This window comes from Acidiferrobacter sp. (assembly GCF_054609335.1).
On the sequence record NZ_JBTRWP010000011.1, the window covers coordinates 39575 to 57235 of the forward strand.

General features: G+C 65.6%; 17 protein-coding genes and 1 pseudogene. 15 read left to right on the forward strand and 3 right to left on the reverse strand.

Annotated elements, in window-relative coordinates:
• Positions 1-2 precede the first annotated feature (2 nt).
• The 5 genes from rnpA (at position 3) to nhaA (ending at position 4888) form a co-directional block, all read left to right on the forward strand.
• A complete protein-coding gene (rnpA, locus tag ACYCTF_RS04445; RefSeq protein WP_461282468.1) occupies positions 3-368 on the forward strand; it encodes a ribonuclease P protein component in 366 nt (121 codons plus the stop codon).
• Positions 353-565 carry a membrane protein insertion efficiency factor YidD gene (gene yidD / locus ACYCTF_RS04450; RefSeq protein WP_461282469.1) on the forward strand — a complete coding sequence of 71 codons (213 nt, stop codon included), beginning with the start codon at positions 353-355 and terminating at the stop codon, positions 563-565. Before rnpA ends, yidD begins: the two co-directional genes overlap by 16 nt.
• A gap of 20 nt (positions 566-585) precedes the next feature.
• Complete coding sequence (gene yidC / locus ACYCTF_RS04455; RefSeq protein ID WP_461282470.1) at positions 586-2211, forward strand: membrane protein insertase YidC; 1626 nt, start codon at positions 586-588, stop codon at positions 2209-2211.
• 6 nt (positions 2212-2217) lie between these two features.
• Entirely contained in the window at positions 2218-3543 is a 1326-nt protein-coding gene (gene mnmE / locus ACYCTF_RS04460; RefSeq protein WP_461284573.1) for a tRNA uridine-5-carboxymethylaminomethyl(34) synthesis GTPase MnmE, read from the forward strand.
• A gap of 154 nt (positions 3544-3697) precedes the next feature.
• Positions 3698-4888, forward strand: a complete 1191-nt coding sequence (gene nhaA / locus ACYCTF_RS04465; RefSeq protein WP_461282472.1) for a Na+/H+ antiporter NhaA — start codon at positions 3698-3700, stop codon at positions 4886-4888.
• A gap of 10 nt (positions 4889-4898) precedes the next feature.
• Here nhaA and ACYCTF_RS04470 read toward each other — a convergent pair.
• The 3 genes and pseudogenes from ACYCTF_RS04470 to ACYCTF_RS04480 form a co-directional block, all read right to left on the reverse strand.
• Positions 4899-6812 (reverse strand): annotated as a pseudogene (locus ACYCTF_RS04470) (transglutaminase TgpA family protein); the annotation flags it as partial.
• Entirely contained in the window at positions 6802-7704 is a 903-nt protein-coding gene (locus tag ACYCTF_RS04475) for a DUF58 domain-containing protein (RefSeq protein ID WP_461282473.1), read from the reverse strand. The pseudogene ACYCTF_RS04470 and the gene ACYCTF_RS04475, both read right to left, overlap by 11 nt.
• Complete coding sequence (locus ACYCTF_RS04480) at positions 7701-8618, reverse strand: AAA family ATPase (RefSeq protein ID WP_461282474.1); 918 nt, start codon at positions 8616-8618, stop codon at positions 7701-7703. The genes ACYCTF_RS04475 and ACYCTF_RS04480 overlap by 4 nt, the downstream gene beginning before the upstream one ends.
• Positions 8619-8815: 197 nt before the next feature.
• On the opposite strand from ACYCTF_RS04480, the gene ACYCTF_RS04485 reads away from it, so the two are divergent.
• The 10 genes from ACYCTF_RS04485 to ACYCTF_RS04530 all read left to right on the forward strand — a co-directional run bounded on the left by ACYCTF_RS04485 (position 8816) and on the right by ACYCTF_RS04530 (position 17582).
• Positions 8816-9292: a type IV pilin protein gene (locus tag ACYCTF_RS04485; RefSeq protein ID WP_461282475.1), complete on the forward strand. Its 477-nt coding sequence runs from the start codon at positions 8816-8818 to the stop codon at positions 9290-9292.
• A gap of 1 nt (position 9293) precedes the next feature.
• A complete protein-coding gene (locus ACYCTF_RS04490; protein WP_461282476.1) occupies positions 9294-9872 on the forward strand; it encodes a pilus assembly FimT family protein in 579 nt (192 codons plus the stop codon).
• On the forward strand, positions 9862-10236 hold the full coding sequence (locus tag ACYCTF_RS04495; RefSeq protein ID WP_461282477.1) for a PulJ/GspJ family protein: 375 nt from the start codon (positions 9862-9864) through the stop codon (positions 10234-10236). The genes ACYCTF_RS04490 and ACYCTF_RS04495 overlap by 11 nt, the downstream gene beginning before the upstream one ends.
• Positions 10217-10927, forward strand: a complete 711-nt coding sequence (locus tag ACYCTF_RS04500; protein ID WP_461282478.1) for a PilW family protein — start codon at positions 10217-10219, stop codon at positions 10925-10927. The genes ACYCTF_RS04495 and ACYCTF_RS04500 overlap by 20 nt, the downstream gene beginning before the upstream one ends.
• A gap of 17 nt (positions 10928-10944) precedes the next feature.
• Entirely contained in the window at positions 10945-12681 is a 1737-nt protein-coding gene (locus tag ACYCTF_RS04505) for a hypothetical protein (protein WP_461282479.1), read from the forward strand.
• Between the two features lie 418 nt (positions 12682-13099).
• Positions 13100-14959 carry a tRNA uridine-5-carboxymethylaminomethyl(34) synthesis enzyme MnmG gene (mnmG, locus tag ACYCTF_RS04510; protein WP_461282480.1) on the forward strand — a complete coding sequence of 620 codons (1860 nt, stop codon included), beginning with the start codon at positions 13100-13102 and terminating at the stop codon, positions 14957-14959.
• A 1-nt stretch (position 14960) separates the two neighbouring features.
• Complete coding sequence (gene rsmG, locus ACYCTF_RS04515) at positions 14961-15623, forward strand: 16S rRNA (guanine(527)-N(7))-methyltransferase RsmG (RefSeq protein ID WP_461282481.1); 663 nt, start codon at positions 14961-14963, stop codon at positions 15621-15623.
• Entirely contained in the window at positions 15620-16402 is a 783-nt protein-coding gene (locus tag ACYCTF_RS04520; protein WP_461282482.1) for a ParA family protein, read from the forward strand. Before rsmG ends, ACYCTF_RS04520 begins: the two co-directional genes overlap by 4 nt.
• On the forward strand, positions 16399-17253 hold the full coding sequence (locus ACYCTF_RS04525) for a ParB/RepB/Spo0J family partition protein (protein WP_461282483.1): 855 nt from the start codon (positions 16399-16401) through the stop codon (positions 17251-17253). Before ACYCTF_RS04520 ends, ACYCTF_RS04525 begins: the two co-directional genes overlap by 4 nt.
• A gap of 14 nt (positions 17254-17267) precedes the next feature.
• Positions 17268-17582 (forward strand): hypothetical protein, encoded by a 315-nt coding sequence (locus ACYCTF_RS04530; RefSeq protein WP_461282484.1) that lies wholly within the window; start codon positions 17268-17270, stop codon positions 17580-17582.
• Positions 17583-17661: the final 79 nt, after the last annotated feature.

Below are 17661 nucleotides of genomic sequence, written 5' to 3' on the forward strand. Positions count from 1 at the left end.
CGGTGACTCGGGGCGCCGAAAGCTTTCCACGGCACGCGAGGCTCAAAGACCCCAAGCGTTACCAGGAGGTTTTTAGGACCGGCAAGAAGGCGCGGCACCCGCTTCTCGGGATTATTGCTCACCCAAGCGGCCTGGATTATGCGCGCCTGGGTCTTGCGGTATCGCGTAAGGTCTCCCGTAAGGCTGTCGTTCGTAATCGCATCAAGCGGAGAGTCCGGGAATACTTTCGCCGCGAGCGCGAAGGCCTCTGTGCCCTGGATTTCGTCGTGATCGCTTACCCGGATGCCGCGGGTGCCGACTCGAAGGCGTTTACTGAGGCCCTAGCCACCCTTTCGCACAAGATATGCCGAATATGCGCAAAGCCCTGATGCTCCTGATTCGTGGCTATCGCTATTTTCTAAGCCCCTGGCTTGGTTCCCGTTGCCGTTATTATCCGAGCTGTTCCGCCTACGCGCTTGAGGCGATCGAGCGCCACGGTGCGCTGCGCGGCGTTTGGCTTGCGGTAAGACGCGTAAGCCGCTGCCACCCTTGGCACGCCGGCGGGCATGACCCTGTTCCTCGCTGAGGTAGTCTGAAATCCCGACCATGAACAACTATCGTCCAGTGCTGTACGTCCTGCTCGCCGTCATTCTCTTTACCATCTGGACGGATTGGCAACATTGGCGTCCCCCGGTTTCGGGACCCGCCCCTGCAGCCAGCGCCCTACCGGCCGCGCCGGGCATCAGTGCCCCGAGTGCGCCTACGGCCGCCACAGCCGCGCCCACCGTCGCGCAGCCGCTTGTCACACAGGCCGTGGCGCCCTCGGTGGTCGTGAAGACCGCGGTCCTCACCGCGACCCTAAGCGCCCAGGGGGCCGATATCACGGACCTCCTCTTGCGACGCTATTCCGCGGACAAGAGCCACGGCAAACGACCCTATGCCTTATTGAAGCCCTCGGGCCATAGCCTCTTCTCGAACGAGAACGGCTTGCTCGGGCGGGTGAATCTGCCCAACCACACGAGCGTTTATCAGACTCGTGGGGGCGACTACAGCGTCCCGGTCCACGGTAAACCGCTCGCCGTTCATTTCCGTTGGCATAACGGTGCCATAAGTGTCGTGAAGACCTACACCTTCACGGCCGACGGCTATACGGTACCCGTTCAATACGCGGTCCATAATGCCGGACCCAAACCGATCACGGTCTACCTGTACAACCAATTTCTGCACAGTCCGCCCCCGAAGACACATCTCTTCCATTCGGCGCCCATCTATATCGGTGCGGCTTATTACACGCCGCAGGCCAAATACCAGAAGGCCCCGTTTCCGCAGATGCTGAAACACCCCCTCCATGTGGCCGCAACCGGCGGCTGGGTGGCGGTCTCGCAACATTATTTTCTTGGCGCGGCGATACCGGGCGCCAAGTCGCCTGCCATCTTTTACAGCTCCGTGTTGGCCGGCCCCCGCTATGTGGTTGGTTACAAGACGGCCCGGCCCCTGGTGATCGCCCCCGGCCAAACGGGAGTGCTCACGACCCGGCTCTTTTTGGGACCCAAGACCCCTTCGATCCTGAAGGCGGTCGCCCCCGGCCTCAACCTGACGGTCGACTACGGCTGGCTTACGGTCCTTTCGCAGCCCCTCTATTGGGTGCTTGCGCACATCGAAGCTGTGGTCGGTAATTGGGGCATCTCCATTATCTTGCTCACGGTCCTGATCAAGGTGATTTTCTTCCCGCTTTCGGCGGCGAGCTTCAAATCCATGGCGAAGATGCGCAAACTGCAACCGCGCATGGCGGCCTTAAAGGAGCGCCACGGGGCCGATAAGGCCGCGCTGCAACAGGCCATGATGGAGATGTACAAGACCGAGAAAATGAATCCGCTCGGCGGCTGTCTCCCGATGATCGTCCAGATCCCGGTCTTCATAGCCTTGTATTGGGTGCTGCTCGATAGCGTGGCTTTGCGCGACGCGCCCTTCCTCCTATGGATCCATAACCTGGCCGCCCCCGACCCCTATTTCGTGCTGCCCATCCTCATGGGCTTATCAATGCTGGCCCAGCAGATGCTGAACCCAGCCATGATGGACCCGACTCAGCGCAAGGTCATGATGGTGATGCCCGTGATCTTCACGGGCTTCTTCCTCTTCTTTCCGGCGGGCCTCGTCCTGTACTGGGTCACAAACAACGTCCTTTCCATCCTCCAGCAGCAATGGGTCATGGCACGCGTGGATAAGGCCTGAGGGGATGTGAGCGCGGCCGAGACGATTTGTGCTATCGCCACACCCCCCGGTATGGGGGGTATAGGGGTAGTGCGAATCTCCGGCCCGCTGGTCCCAAGGCTCGCCCAGGCAGTATTGCGCTGCGCTCCGGCCCCACGGGTCGCGACCCTGTCGACCTTTCGGGATGAACAGGGGCGGGCGCTCGACCAGGGAATTGCACTATTCTTCCCCGCCCCGGGCTCGTTCACGGGGGAGGATGTCCTGGAACTCCAGGGACACGGCAGCCCCGTCGTCCTCGATCGCCTCATTAAGACCCTCGTTGCCCTGGGTGCGCGTCTGGCGCGTCCAGGCGAGTTCACCGAACGCGCCTTCTTGAATGGCAAGATGGACCTCGTGCAGGCCGAGGCGGTCGCCGATCTCATAGAAAGCGCGCATGAGGGCGCGGCGCGCGCCGCCATGAATACCCTGCGCGGGGCCTTCTCTGAGATGCTGCGGGCGCTGGAGGAGCGGCTCGTGGGGTTGCGCATCCACGTCGAAGCGGCCCTCGATTTTCCCGACGAGGCCCTCGATATCGCCGATGACGGCGCCCTCACCGCCGGCCTCGAAGACCTAAGCCGGAACCTAGCCGAGGCCATGCGCCGTGGGCGAGAAGGGCGCATCCTCCAGGAGGGCGCGCGCGTCGCCATCGCCGGCGCCCCGAACGCCGGCAAGTCCACCCTCCTGAACGTCCTCGTCGGCCACGACGCGGCTATCGTGAGCCCTTTTCCCGGCACCACCCGTGATCTCGTGCGCGAACGTGTCGTGCTGGAAGGGCTGGCCCTAGACCTTATCGATAGCGCCGGCCTGCGCCCCACGGACGATCCTGTGGAACGCGAGGGAATACGCCGCGCCGAAGCGGCGCTCGCTGAGGCGGATTGCGTACTCTGGCTGATCGACGACACGGCCCCCGGCCCCGCGCCAGCGCAAACCCCGCCGCCGGGGGCCATCACCGTCTTTACCAAGATCGACCAGACCCAACGGCCGTCGGGGGCGTGCGCCGAGGGCTTCGCGGTTTGCGCGCCAAGCGGCGCGGGCATCGCCGAACTGCGACAGGGTCTCCGCGCCCGACTTCTGGGTGGCGAGGCCGATGTCGGCGGGGAAGGCGTGTTCACTGCCCGTCGCCGGCACGTGGTGGCGCTGGAGAGAGCGGAACAAGCGCTCGCCCGCGCCTTGGATCACAAGCGGGTGGGCAGCGCCGAACTCGTGGCCGAGGAGTTGCGTCTCGCGCACGAGGCCCTCGGTGAAGTGACCGGACGCATGACCAGCGACGAGCTACTCGGCCGCATCTTTTCCGACTTTTGTATCGGCAAGTGACACGGTCACCCGCCCAAGCAGGCGGGCTTCTTTTCCCCTCGCGCCCTGCGGGGCCGCAAAGCGGCGCACATCCCTCGACCGCGTCCCAAGTCGGCCGCGTATCCCGTATACTTCCCGAACGCCCAGACCCAGACCTACGTTCCCCGGAGACGCCGTGGCGCCCACCCATGAAACAAAAGGTCGCCGCGCCATAGCCGGCCCGCTCGCGCTTTTCCTGGCGGCCGCAGTCGCGCTCATAGGCGCAAACTCCTCTTATGGGCCCTCATTTCGCGCCTTCTGGCACGCCACCCATGACATCGGGGACGTAAGATTCACGATCCAGGACATCGTCGACCAGGGCCTTATGACGGTGTTTTTTCTGGTCGTGGGCTTGGCGCTCAAACGCGAGATCCTGCACGGCGCCCTGCGTCATCCGCGGACCATGGTCCTGCCGCTCGCGGCGGCCTTCGGCGGCATGGTCCTGCCCGCCCTCATTTACCACGCCTTCAATCCCGATGGACCGACCGTGGCCGGTTGGGGTGTTCCCATGAGCACCGACATCGCCTTTGCGGTCGGCGCCTTGACCCTGCTCGGGCGGCGCGTGCCGCGCAACCTCCTCATCTTTCTGCTCGCCTTGGCCATAGTCGACGATCTGGGCGCGATCCTGGTCATCGCGATTTACTACACGAGCCATTTTCGGGCCACCGCCTTGCTCGGGGCCCTTTTGGTGACGGTGGCCCTCATCGTCTTAAACCGCCGCGCGGTGCGCGGTTTCGGCGCCTACGCGCTGCTCGGCGCGGCCTTGTGGCTGGCCCTGTGGCGCGCCGGGATCGATCCGCCGCTGGCCGGCGTCGTGCTCGCCGCCGCGCTCCCGGCAAGCGACCCCGACCCGGCCGTCGGGGTGCGGCCGCAGGTTGCGAGCGAGCGCCTTGAACGACGGCTATCGCCCTGGGTCAACTTCGGGATCCTGCCGCTTTTCGCGCTCGCCAACGCGGGCCTGGCCTTCCGTCTCGCCGATTTCACGCGCGCGCAGCCGGTCTTGCTGGGTGTGTTGCTGGGCCTGCTTCTTGGTAAGTTCGGTGGTGTCGGGGCCGTATCGTGGCTTGCCGTGCGGCTGCGGTGGGCCCATCTCCCGACCGGCGTCACCCTGCGCCACGTGCTGGGCGCCGCTTGGCTGAGCGGCATCGGATTCACCATGGCGCTCTTCGTTAATACCCTAGCCTTCGCCCCCGGCCCCGACCGCGCCGCAGGCAAGCTCGCGGTTCTGATCGCGTCCCCGCTCGCCGCGGCCCTCGGGATCGCCTGGCTCTGGTGGTCTCCCCCTCAGCCCTCACCGGCCTCCGGCGAGGCCGCCTCCGCGGCCTGAAACGGTTCACCTGACGCCTGAGATCAGGAAGCGCCGCGATCTGGCCGCCGTAGCGCACCTCCAGGTAGCACTGGGTAATCCGCGCGATCTCCGCGCCCAAATCGGGTCTGGCGCGCGCGGCCCGAGCGCTATAGGCCGCCGGACCTTCCGCAGATCGGCGCGCTATGCCGATCCGTGCCATGCGCCGGCAATAGCGGTCGTAGGCCACGCGTCCTGCGTCCCGCGCTAGCCGTACGCGCCCCCCGAGGGTCTTTACGAGCGACAGCGCCGCGAACGCGAGCGCGATGGTCACGAGCCCTAGGGCAAGCGGGCCCGCGTCCCGCCAGCCCAGACGCCTCAAAAGCTCGGCTTGTCGGCGGCTGCTGTAGTCCACGACCCAGTTGTCCCATTCGGTGGTGGCCGCGTCCTGTAAGAGGCGGACCCGGTGACGCAGGGCGCTCCACCATGGCCGCGCGGTGGTGAAGCGCGTGCCGCCATGCTCCAAGAATCGCCGGAATGTGGGCCACCGCTCTTGCAGTGCGCCTGGTGCTACCACCGCGGTTGGATCCACGCGCAGCCAGCGATGGCCGCTCCAGATCTCATCCCACGAGTGGGCATCGTAGTTGCGCACGATGACGTCACCACCATCGGGATTGAATTCTCCGCCATAGAAGCCCACGACGACGCGGGTCGGCACCCCTGCGGCCCGCATTAAGGTCGCGAAGGCGGCCGCGTAATCTTCGCAATAGCCGGCCCGCACTCGGAACAGGAAGCGCGATATGGGATGTCGTCCCATGGTCGGGGGATTCAGGGTGTACACGAAGTGGTGCCGCACAAAATACCCCAACACCCGCTGCGCCAGCGCCTGCGGCGTTTGTGCGCCTCGGCCTAGGCGCGCGGCAAGCACCCGGATACGGGGGCTCAGGTCGGAGGGTAGGGCCAGGTCTTGGCGGCGCCCGTCGGGTGTAAGCCTCCCATAGCGCCGGCTTGCGCTCGAGAGCCGGTAGCGGACCAAATGCCGGATCGTGTGGCGCGCGCGCAGCACGCCGCCTGGTTCCAGTCGTGTCCGAGCCGGGGCGGCGATCGGCCAGTCCAGGGCGGGCAGGACCCGATTCTCCGTCGGGTTCAAAAGCACCGTGTAGGGAGCGTAGGGGCGCCCCTTGGTGGTTCCAGGGGCATCTGGTGGGCCCGGGCGCCACACCCGGCCGTTGGTGGCGGTCAGTACGTAGGCGCGAAAATAGCGCAGGTCGCGACGCGGTCGTGGTCCATGAAAAATCACGCGCATCGCGACTGCGCGTGACGAGAGCAGCGCGCTCAAGGAGCCGGGCCGCAGGTCGGGCGTGAGCCCCGTTTGTCCGACTGGCCGCGGGGCGCTTCGCCAAAGCCCGCCCGCGATCCGCGGAAATACGACATAAGCGAGCGCTGCGAGCGGGATCGCCTGCAGCATGACGATGGTGCTCTGACGGAGGCGCTGGCGGAAGGAGAGCCCATGGGGTTGCGCGATCATGGAGAGCGCCACGAAAGAGACGATCAGGAAGGCGAGCGCAAATGCCCCCATGGCCATGGACGGGCGGAACAAGAGGTCGCCGAGCAAGGCCACGTAAGTCAAAAGCACCAGCACCACGGCATCACGCGGCGTTTCCGCTTCCAGGCACTTCAGGCCGAGCAGCATGACGAGGAAGCTTAAGCCCGGATGCTCTCCCACCAGGGTGTGAAAGCGTCCATAGACGAGCAAACCCACCGCCAGCACCAACACCCAGAGCAGCAGTCGTGGCGGCCGCGCAGCCCAACGACCCTCGGCGTAGCGCCACACTGTGAAGATCGCGCTGATCGCTACCGTCCACCAGGGCAGGTGGGTGAGGAGCGGGACGCAGGCCGCTGCCATAAGTCCCGCGATCAGGGGTGGCGGCAGGAACCGCGGAATGGCAGCGGCCTTACTCGCCATGCAAGGCCAAGGTCTTCAGGCAGCGCTCAAGGTGGGTAGCGCCGCCGCCGGCGGGGACCCTGTCCTCGCCCAGGGACAGCCCATAACGGTAACCGCTTTTTTCGGCATCGAGCGCTTGCCGGCAGAGCCGCCGGAGTTCTTCTTCCATCCTCCCCGCGGGATCCGCCGCCAACCAGATCTCCCGGTCCGCAAGCCCGGTGAAGCGCTTCACCAGCAAACCCTTGCCCGCCGCCACCGCCTTCCAGTGGATGTGTCGGGGGTTCTCTCCGGCGCGGAAAGCGACCAGCCCCGCGAAATCCCCACCGCCCTCGGACCCCACCCCGGCGGCTTCATTATCCGATGCGCTGTTCGCGCGTCCGGGGGGCAAGGCGGCATAGGGGAGGGGGTTGGGGTAGGCGATCGCCGGATCCGTAAGCGCTATGCGGCGGGAAAAGGCCCGTAGCAGACCGAAGGGGTAGCGGCTGCTGATGCGTATCGCTGGCGCCGGGACCGACCCGCGGCGCACGGTGGCCCACGGGATTTCGACCGTACGTTGTTCGCGGGGCGCCAGATCCACGGTGATCGACGGCCCCTTGAGGGCCGACACAGTGACGCCAAACCGCCCGGTGTCCGTCGGGTTCGCCAGGATCACCCGGAATCCTACGAAGGCGCCTGCGAATCCCGGGCGCGACAGGCCCTCATGGATGACGAGCCCAAGCAGGTTGCGCTGGCCTATCGCCGATGACAGGGTGGCAAAGGCCGCCAACAGAAAGGTGACGGCGTAGGCTAGGCCATTGCCGTAATTCACGGCAGCGAGTAACAAGACGAAGACGATCGCGCCAAACCAGAGGCCTTCGCGCGTCGGGAGGAGATAGATGGAGCGCCGCCCGAGCGTTTGGGCCGGGCGGCTCATGGGACCGCCACGACCTCGAGCAGGCGCTGCACCTCGCGCTCCGGGTCGCCGATCGGGAGCCTGTGGGCGAGGACTGCCACCGCCACCGCCTGGACGTCCTCAGGCAGGGCGTAGTCACGGTCCTGAAGCAAAGCATAGGCGCGCGCGGCGTCGCGGAGTGCAAGACCCGCCCTGGGCGAAAAACCACCACCCCAATCCGGGCGTGCGCGGCTTGCCGCGAGCAGGTCCTGGACGTAATCCACCAAGGCCCCCGAGCAGCGCGTCTCGCGGGCCTTGGTGCGCAAGGCCAGCAGCTCCGGTGGCGCCAGCAACGCGGGCTGTTCGCGCGCCATCGCCTGGCGATCGTCGCCGGTCAGGATCTCGCGTTCCGCGGCGCGATCGGGATAGCCGATCGTCAAACGCATCAGGAAGCGATCCAGCTGCGACTCCGGTAACGGAAAGGTGCCGATCTGATGGTGCGGATTCTGGGTGGCCACCACGAAGAAGGGTTGTGGTAGGTGATGGCGCGTGCCGTCCACCGTGACCTGGCCCTCGGCCAAGGCCTCGAGCAGCGCGCTCTGGGTCTTGGGGGTGGCACGGTTGATCTCGTCGGCCAGGAGTAACTGGGTGAAGATCGGGCCCCTGTGGAAGTGGAAGCTGCGCGTCTCGGCATCGAATATCGAGACCCCGACCACGTCGGCCGGCAAAAGGTCGGCGGTGAACTGCACGCGCTTGAACTCGAGCCCGAGCACGGACGTAAGGCCGTAGGCAAGCGTGGTCTTACCGACCCCCGGGACATCCTCTAGCAGCAGATGACCGCCCGCCAGTGCGCAGCACAGGGCGAGCCTTACGGTCTCGGCCTTGCCGACTAGGATCCTCTCGAGCGCGGCCAGGACAGGCGCGATCAGCGCATGGTGGGATATCGGGGCGTCCACACCTCCAGTATAGGGCGCCTGCGGGCGCTTGCCTATCTCCCGCGCCGCTGCCGACTAGCCGCGACGATGGCAAGGCAAACGAACTCGTCCGTAACGCACCTGTCGCCAAATTGACCTATACTGATCTGATCGCTCAGCGCGCATACGGTGGCACCGGGATGTGCAGGGCGCGGGTCTATTATGGGTATGGGCACGATATGGCGGCAAAACGAAGAACCGGAAAGCGGACTACGGGCCGAGGATTCACGCTTGTCGAGGTGATGGTCGTCATCGCCATTCTCGCTATCATCGCCGCGATCGCGATCCCCATTTATTCGCACTACATAAAGGACGCCAAGATCGGGCGCGCCGAGAGCAACCTAGTGCTGCTTTCCACCCTCATGGAGCGTTATTACCAGAACAACAATGCCTACCCGGCGAGCAACCCGAGCCTCATACCGAACGCGATACCGGGCTGGAATCCCGGCAACAACCCCAACCCGCTGTTCACCTACGCGATCCAGAACCCGGACCAGGGCGCGTGCAATGTCGCGACGCCCGCGGGCCCGAGCTACGAGTTGACCGCCAAGCCGACGCCGGCCTCGGGATTGCCGACCAGCGAAACCTTCTTTCTCGACAGCTTGAACGACCGCTGCGAACAGCTCCCGAACGGGACTCTGGTCATCGGGTGGTGATATGGCAAACCGCAGAGACCTAAGCCGCGCGCTCGCCGGGACCCGCGCCTTTCGCGGGCTGACGCTGGTCGAGCTCGTAGTGACGCTGGCGATCATCGCGATCCTGGTGGGGGCGGGTTTTCTCGGGCTCCTGACCTGGCTTGGAACGGACAACGTCAACGTCGCCCAAGCTCGTATGCGCACCGCCTTGCAGGTCGCCATGGCCAGCGCTTTGACGAGTCCGCCATCGTCCGCGACCCCCTATCACAATTGGTCGCTGCAGCTGGTAACCCAAGGGGGGAAGCAATACCTCTACGTTTGTACAGGCAGTCACGGGGGGTGTGCCGGCAATACGAACCCCGCGATGGGCCCAGTGCAGGTGCGCGTGAGCGGGATAGCGGCGCAGGTCCACATGACCATCAACCAGTCACCCCTAACCTGCCTTGCCTTTAGCGCGCTTGGCCAACCCTTGCTCGCTGCCACGAACCCGCCTGGCGCCTCGGCTGGGGCTTGCTACTGGCCAGCCCCGGTGAATGGCCAATGGACCTTCGGGGCGAACGTCACAGGAGGCGCCGCGGCGAGCGACAGCTATGTCTTCTAAAGGCTTCACCTTGATCGAGGTTCTGGCCTCGCTTGTAATCTTTCTTCTGATCGCAGTCGGCGTGGGGCTCGGACTCCACCACGCGGTCAACAACAACATCTTCGACAGTCAGCGTCAGGATGTGTTGGCGGCGACTCAGGCGCGCCTCGATGCCCAGGCCCCCAATCAGATTTGCTTGGGCCCGAGCACTATACCGGGTACCACGGCCTCCGGTGTCGCTTTCACGATCGCCATAAGCTGCTCCATCGATAACGTGCCCATGCCTTATCCCCAGCCGACCACGACCGTGCCCGTAACCCAGGTCACGGCCACCGCCACCTGGACCACCCTGGGCGTCGTGCGCCATGTCACTGTCCAAGATTAACAAGGGCTTCACGCTCGTCGAGCTCATGGTTGCCATGACGATCGGGGCGCTGCTCGTTCTGGCAGCTATGGTGCTCTACATCCCGGTCTCGCGGTCCCTTGTGGACCAGGGCGTCGTCGGACAGCAGACCCTGAGCGAGGCGGTTAATTACGATTTTGACGTCATGAACATGGCCAACGCAGGCTATGGTATCCAGACACCGCAAACGAATACCGACGTCGTGCTGGTGTCGGGCTCGGGCCCGGGCGGCAACGCGACCGTCGCTATCCCTACCAATGGCACGGCCCAGGGCAATGGTATGTTCTGGGACTGGCTATCTCCTGTTACGGCCGGCACCGTTCGCTGCGCGGGTCTGCAGGTGGTCGCGGGGGCGAATGGAAACAGCGGCAACGATCGTCTGGTGTATTTTCTGGAGGCAGCCGGCGGCAGTTGCACGCCGGCTGCCATGAACACAAAGACCAACTGGGACATGGTGACGATCGTGCCGAGCGTGGCTGTGAGCAATATTGCCCCCGTCACGGTCAGCGCGCCCCAGGACTGCGATGTGCGTGGCGGCCAGTTCTCGTCGCCAGTCCAGCACCCGCTTGTGCGGCTGCAGCTGCCCGTCGCCACGACCCTGACTGGTGGCTTCTTCGCGCATGGCACCGACCTAGCACCGACCACCGTCTGTTTGCGCAACCTGCCGCCCTGAGGCACGAGGACAGCTCTATGCGAAACTCACCGAGAAAGCTGCGTGGCGTATCGACGCTGATCATGATCTTGGCGATAGGTGCGGCCCTGGCCGCTAGTCTCTATGGCGCCTACAGCCACATGACGGCGAGCGGCAAGAGCCAGGACACGGGCAGTGCGCGCACCGAGGCGCGCGCCCTCGCCCAGGATGCCACGGCGGCATCCGCCGAATACCTGAACAAGCTCTTTTGCGGATCGCCGTCGGCGGCCTGTCTAAACGGCAACGCGGGCGCGCTGAGTCCGACCGCGGTGCCGGCGGGTCTTGTGTTGCTCAATCAAACGAGCGGCACGAATACCATGACCGCGCGCGTCGTGAACAACACCTTTTCTACTGATGGCGACATCGAGGTGGACGCGATCGGGCGCACAGCCACGGGCTCCACTGAGATTCGCAGCTATTTGCATGCCGCGACCATTTACACGGTGCCGCCCCCCCTGCCGCCATTCGCGCTGCTCGTCAACGGGGATCAGAAGTTGTCCGACAGCACCACCATCAACACCGGTTCCGGATCGGTCGGGGTGCGGGGCAATCTGACCATAGGCGGTCACAACACGCTCACCGGATCCGCCCGTGCGACGGGGACCATCACCTTTCCCACAAACGGTAGCAGCACGCACTCGTGCCAGACCGCGAATTCCGTCTGCACGGCACATGTCGCGACCAGCGGCATCCCGGTGCCGACCATCAACGCCTATAACTTGACCGGTGAGGCCAACGCCATTCTGTCAGTCGATGCCCAGGGGCAGCCGCAAGTGACGTTCCAGAACAACGCCGCGCTTTACCCCGCGGGTACGACCTTGTTGAGCGCGCTCCCCAATACAGATGATTCGCTTTGCGTAAATGGCGGTGCGCGCTGCATCAAATACCCCTTCAATAACGGCTGGGAGCTCACGAGCACACCTAACCCAGGGGTCCTGTTCTTCTACGGCGACGTTGTCGTCGATGGCGGGGGGACCATCGGGACCGCCGCGACCCAGACGCCTGGTTATGCGAGCATCATCGCCACCGGTGATGTGCTGATCGGCGGCAATATGGATATCGTGAGCTACGGGCAGATGCCGAATGTGTGCAACCCGAACCCGCCTGGACCCCTTCCCACAAACGAGTGCCCAAGTGGCGTCAACAACACAGCGCCCGGCGAGGGGACGGGTCCGGTAGCGAACCTAGTTATCCTGAGCGGCGGGAGCGTGAATTACCCCTATTCCGGCACCGTCAATGCGACCCCAGGGCCCGGCGGCACCTTCAACGGCACGAACGGTGGCACCACCTCCTCGTGCACGCCATCGCCGACGCTCGCGCCACCTTTCCTCGGATGCTCGACGCAGAGCCAGCCGAGCTCGACGATCCTGCCCAGCGGCACGGCGACCGGCTATTTCTGCCCGAGCAGCGCGGGCCCGGTGGGTTCGGGTACGACCTGCTCAGCGGGCGGCACACCGACCGGCATCATAACGGGCGGTCTGGTGACCGTGCACGGCAACACCGATCTCACCGGCGTGGTGGCGGCCGGACAGTCCGTCATTATGCGCGGCACGGGTGTGATCACGGGCATGATAGATACCGTCAATACCAGCAATCTGGCGGGATCCCTGAACGGTTTGCAGGGCCATATCACCATCAATTATGCGCCGGGGGTGTCCAACACGACCAACTTCGGGGGCGGAGGCCAGACACCCATGGTCGGTTTCGTGCCACGGTGGGAGCGTTACGTTTACTGATGGCGGTGCCTTTCGGGTACAGTGGCTGGCGGACTTAAGGTTTGGCCCCGAACGTGTGCCCACGCCTCAGGACGGGCGTCTGCCCTTTGTCGTGCGCGCGCCATCGAGGCCCCAGGTATTCTATTACTTGCGAGGGACCCAGGAAGGCCGCAGCGGTTTTCGCCCCCGGCGTCCAAAGTGGGCGTCGCACCGCGTAATCGTGGCGCGCGCAACGGCCCCCGCGTCCGAGTGTTCGGCCCCCAACGGACGGGGCGCGGCCACCCGTTGTGGTTTGTGACCGGCGCTGCGTCGCGTGTCGCGAGATCCTCGCGCATCCAAATGGCGGGCGCCCCCGGGGGCGTTTCACGCCCCCGGGCCTCGTCGGCGAAGATCGCATCACGCTCATGCTATGATCCGTCTTTCGTGGGAGGCTTTTTTCGTGGAACACGAAGAGCGTTACGAGGTCATGGTGGTGGGCGGCGGTCACGCCGGGACCGAGGCTGCGCTCGCCTCGGCGCGCATGGGACGCAGGACCTTGCTGCTTACCCACAACATCGAGACCCTGGGGCAGATGTCCTGCAACCCGGCAATCGGTGGGATCGGCAAGGGGCACTTGGTGCGCGAGATCGACGCCTTGGGCGGGGCCATGGGCTATTGCGCGGACGTCGCCGCCATCCAATGCCGCACGCTGAATGCCCGCAAGGGCCCAGCGGTGCGGGCCACGCGCGTGCAGGCGGATCGGGCCCTCTACAAAGCCGCCATCCGCCACGTTCTGGAGCGCCAGCCGAACCTCCATATCTTTCAACAGGCCGTCGATGACCTTGTGGTTGAGGGTCGCGCGGTTGTGGGCGTCGTCACGCAGATGGGGCTCGTCATTCGCGCGCGCACCGTGGTGCTCACCACCGGGACCTTCCTCGCGGGCCTCATTCACGTAGGCCAGAGCCGATACGCCGGCGGCCGCGCCGGCGAGCCACCCGCCCGCGCGCTCGCCGAGCGCCTGCGCGCCCTCCCCTTCCAGGTGGGGCGCTTAAAGACCGGCACCCCGCCACGGATCGACGGTCGCACAATCGACTTCGCGGCGCTGGAGGCGCAGGCCGGCGACGAGCCGGCGCCGTATTTTTCCCAGGCGCAGCCCCCGCGACCCCGCCAAGTCGCCTGCCATATCACACAGACCACGGAGGAAACGCACGCCATCGTGCGCGCGGCCCTGGACCGGTCCCCGCTCTACACCGGGGTGATCGAGGGCACGGGCCCTCGCTATTGCCCTTCGCTCGAAGATAAGGTTGTGCGCTTCGCGGACCGGGGCTCGCACCAGATCTTTCTCGAGCCGGAGGGCCTGGAGACGTCGGAGGTCTATCCAAACGGGATCTCCACGAGCCTGCCGTTTGATGCCCAGTGGCGGCTGGTCCGCTCGATTCCGGGGCTTGAGAAGGCCGTGCTCACGCGCCCGGGTTACGCTATCGAATACGATTACTTCGATCCACGCGATCTGAGGCCTTCGCTCGAGACGCGGGCCCTGGACGGGCTTTTCTTTGCCGGCCAGATTAATGGCACGACCGGCTATGAGGAGGCCGCTGCGCAGGGCTTGCTCGCGGGCATCAACGCGGCACTCGTCTGTCGCGAGCAAGAGGTTTGGTGGCCACGGCGCGATGAGGCCTATCTCGGGGTACTGGTCGATGATCTCATTACCCAGGGCCTGACCGAACCCTATCGCATGTTCACCTCGCGGGCGGAGCATAGGCTTTTGTTGCGCGAAGACAACGCCGACGAGCGACTGGCGGGGGTCGCACACCGCCTTGGGCTCATAGACGAGGAGCGTTACCGCCGGATCATCGATCGCGAAGAGGCGGTGCGGCGTGAACAGGCGCGACTACGCGCCAGCTTCGTGCGCCCTGGCGACCCCAGCGTGAGCGCGGTACTCGGCCAGGACCTGGCGCGTGAGACCTCACTGCTCGATCTCCTCAAGCGACCTGGGGTAGGCTATAACGACATCATCGGGCTTGCACCCCCCGGGGGCGCGCTCGCCGACCCCGAGGCGCGGCGGCAGCTCGAGGTCTCGGTCAAGTACGAGGGTTATATCGCGCGCCAGGGTGACGAGATCGCGCGTCGCGCCCACCACGAGGGAATGGTCTTGCCGCAGGATCTGGATTATCAAGGGATACGGGGTCTATCGACCGAGGTCCGGCAACGCCTGGCTCGTCACAGGCCCGCCACGCTCGGGCAGGCCGCCCGTCTGCCGGGCGTGACACCGGCGGCGGTTTCGCTCTTGCTCGTCCATTTGAAGCGGTTGCGGGCCTGACATGAGTAGCGCCGAGCGGGCGATGGGGGAGGAGTGGAGGCAGGCGGGAGTGCGCCTCCGATCCGGCGTCCAGGCGCTTGGGATCGACCTGGATGCCGAGACCGAGGCGCGCCTGATGGCCTATCTCGAAACTCTGGCGCGCTGGAACCGGGTCTTCAATCTCACCGCGGTGCGCGACCCCGAGGAGATGGTGGCGCGCCATATCCTGGACAGCCTGGCCATTCTGCCGCATCTGCCGACAGGCCCCTTGCTGGATGTCGGGAGCGGCGCTGGGCTACCCGGCATTCCCGTCGCCTTGCTTCAGCCGACGCGCGCGGTGACCTTGCTCGATCGGTCTCATAAGCGCATCGACTTCCTGACCGAGGTCGTGGCGCGGCTCGCGCTTACCAATGTCACGCTGGCGGGTGAACGCGTTGAGGATCACGAGCCGCCCGTGCTGTATGCCGTCATCACCGCCCGTGCTTATGCGAGCCTGGGCGACATCGCCTTGGCGGCCGGCCGCCTGCTCGCGCAAGACGGGATCATCGCGGCCATGAAGGGCGCGCTCCCGACCGAGGAGCTCGCGGCGATCGCGCATCCTTATGCCGTGCGGGCCGTGCACGCCCTTCAGGTGCCGGGTCTGTCTGCCAAACGCCATCTCGTTGTTATGGCGCGCGCGCCATGACGCGCATCATCGCCATCGCCAACCAAAAGGGCGGGGTGGGCAAGACCACGACCAGCATCAACCTAGCCGCCGCGCTCGCCGAACAGGGGCGACGTGTCCTCTTGATCGATCTCGACCCGCAAGGCAACGCGACTATGGGTAGCGGCATGGCGGGCACCGAACAGGGCCTCTACGAGGTCTTGCTCGGGGACCAGGACGCGCAGAAGGCGGTGGGGCGCGCTGCATGCGGCTATGACCTGCTGGCGTCGCACGAGGATCTGTCGGGTGCCGAGATCGAGCTTGCCCAGGCCACGGGGCGCGAGCGGCGCCTGCAGAATGCGCTCACGCCCCTGCGCGGGAGCTATGACTACATCTATATCGACTGTCCGCCGGCCTTGAGCCTGCTCACGGTGAATGCTCTCGTTGCCGCCGATGCCGTGCTGATTCCCATGCAGTGCGAGTACTATGCCTTGGAGGGTCTGACCGCCTTGCTCGGCACGGTCCGCCGGGTGCGCGCCCAGCTGAATCCCAACCTCACGATAGAAGGGCTTTTGCGCACCATGTTCGATCCCCGTAATGGGCTTGCCATCGAGGTCTCGGAGCAACTGGCCCGCCACTTCGGGAGTCAGCTCTTTCAGACCATCATTCCGCGCAATGTCCGCCTGGCCGAGGCCCCGAGCCACGGTGTCCCGGTCATTCAGTATGATCGCACATCACGCGGGGCCCAGGCCTATCTGGCTTTGGCCGCCGAAATCTTGGCGCGTGAACCGCCACCTGTCGCAGGAGAAGCTGACGCATGAAGGAGAAACGTCCCCGGCTTGGGCGCGGGCTGGACGCGCTCTTTGGCGACACCCAGCGGTCCGACCCCCCGGGGACGCCGCCGCCGGACGCTATTCAGACCCTGCCGATCGAGCGCCTGCAGCGCGGACGCTATCAACCGCGCACGCATATGGAGCCCGAGGCCCTGAATGAGCTCGCCGAATCCATACGTGCCCAAGGCATCGTGCAGCCCATCCTGGTGCGGCGCGCGGGCGCGGGCTTCGAGATCATCGCCGGCGAGCGGCGTTGGCGTGCGGCCCAGATCGCGGGTCTGTCCGAGGTCCCGGTTATCGTGCGCGACATCCCCGATCGCGCCGCCATGGCCGTCGCCCTGATCGAAAACATCCAGCGCGAGGATCTGAACCCCCTCGAGGAGGCGGCGGGACTGAAGCGTCTTCAGGAGGAGTTCGAGCTCACGCACGACGAGATCGCCACCCATGTCGGTCGCTCGCGGGCGGCGGTCACCAATCTTCTTCGCCTGCTCGCGCTTGCCCCCGAGGTGCGGCGCATGCTCGAGGTGGGGCAGATCGAGATGGGCCATGGCCGCGCCTTGCTCGCCATCGCCGACCCCCAAGCCCAAACGGCCTTGGCCCGCGAAGTGGCGGCGGCAGGCTTAAGTGTGCGCGAGACGGAGCGGCGTGTGCAGCGATATGGTCGCCCCGAGCCGCCGAAACCGACGCCCGATCCGGATGTCGCGGCCCTGGAGCGACGCCTCACGGATACGCTCGGGGCGCGCGTCCGCATCCAGGCGCGTGGCGCGGGAGCGGGGCGTATCACCATCGACTATCATAGTATGGATGAGCTCGAAGGCCTGCTCGGCCGATTTTCGTGAGATTGGAGGTGCCCGTGAAACGATGGACCCCTGGCGTTGCCGCGCTTATTCTGTGTCTCCTATGCGGGCAAGTCGTGCACGCAGGCCTGCGGAGCCTGCGACGCGCGGCTCATAGCGGGATGCCCAATGCCGAACTCAAGCTCGGTGAGCTCTACCAGTACGGCGTGGGTCGGCCGGATCACCTGATCCATGCCCTGGCCTGGTATGAGCGCGCGGCGCCCAAGTCGGCGCGCGCGGCGGAGCTTGCGCGCCAGACCGCAGCGCTGCTGACCCCGCGTGAGCAGCAGCGCGCCGCCGCTTGGGCCAAGGGTCGTCTCGGCCCCCCGTGAGGTGTTCGCCCCGCCTCTCGCGATGGGGTTTTGGGTGCGGTTTCGTTTGACCCTAGCATAAGGAACACTTATACTGCGC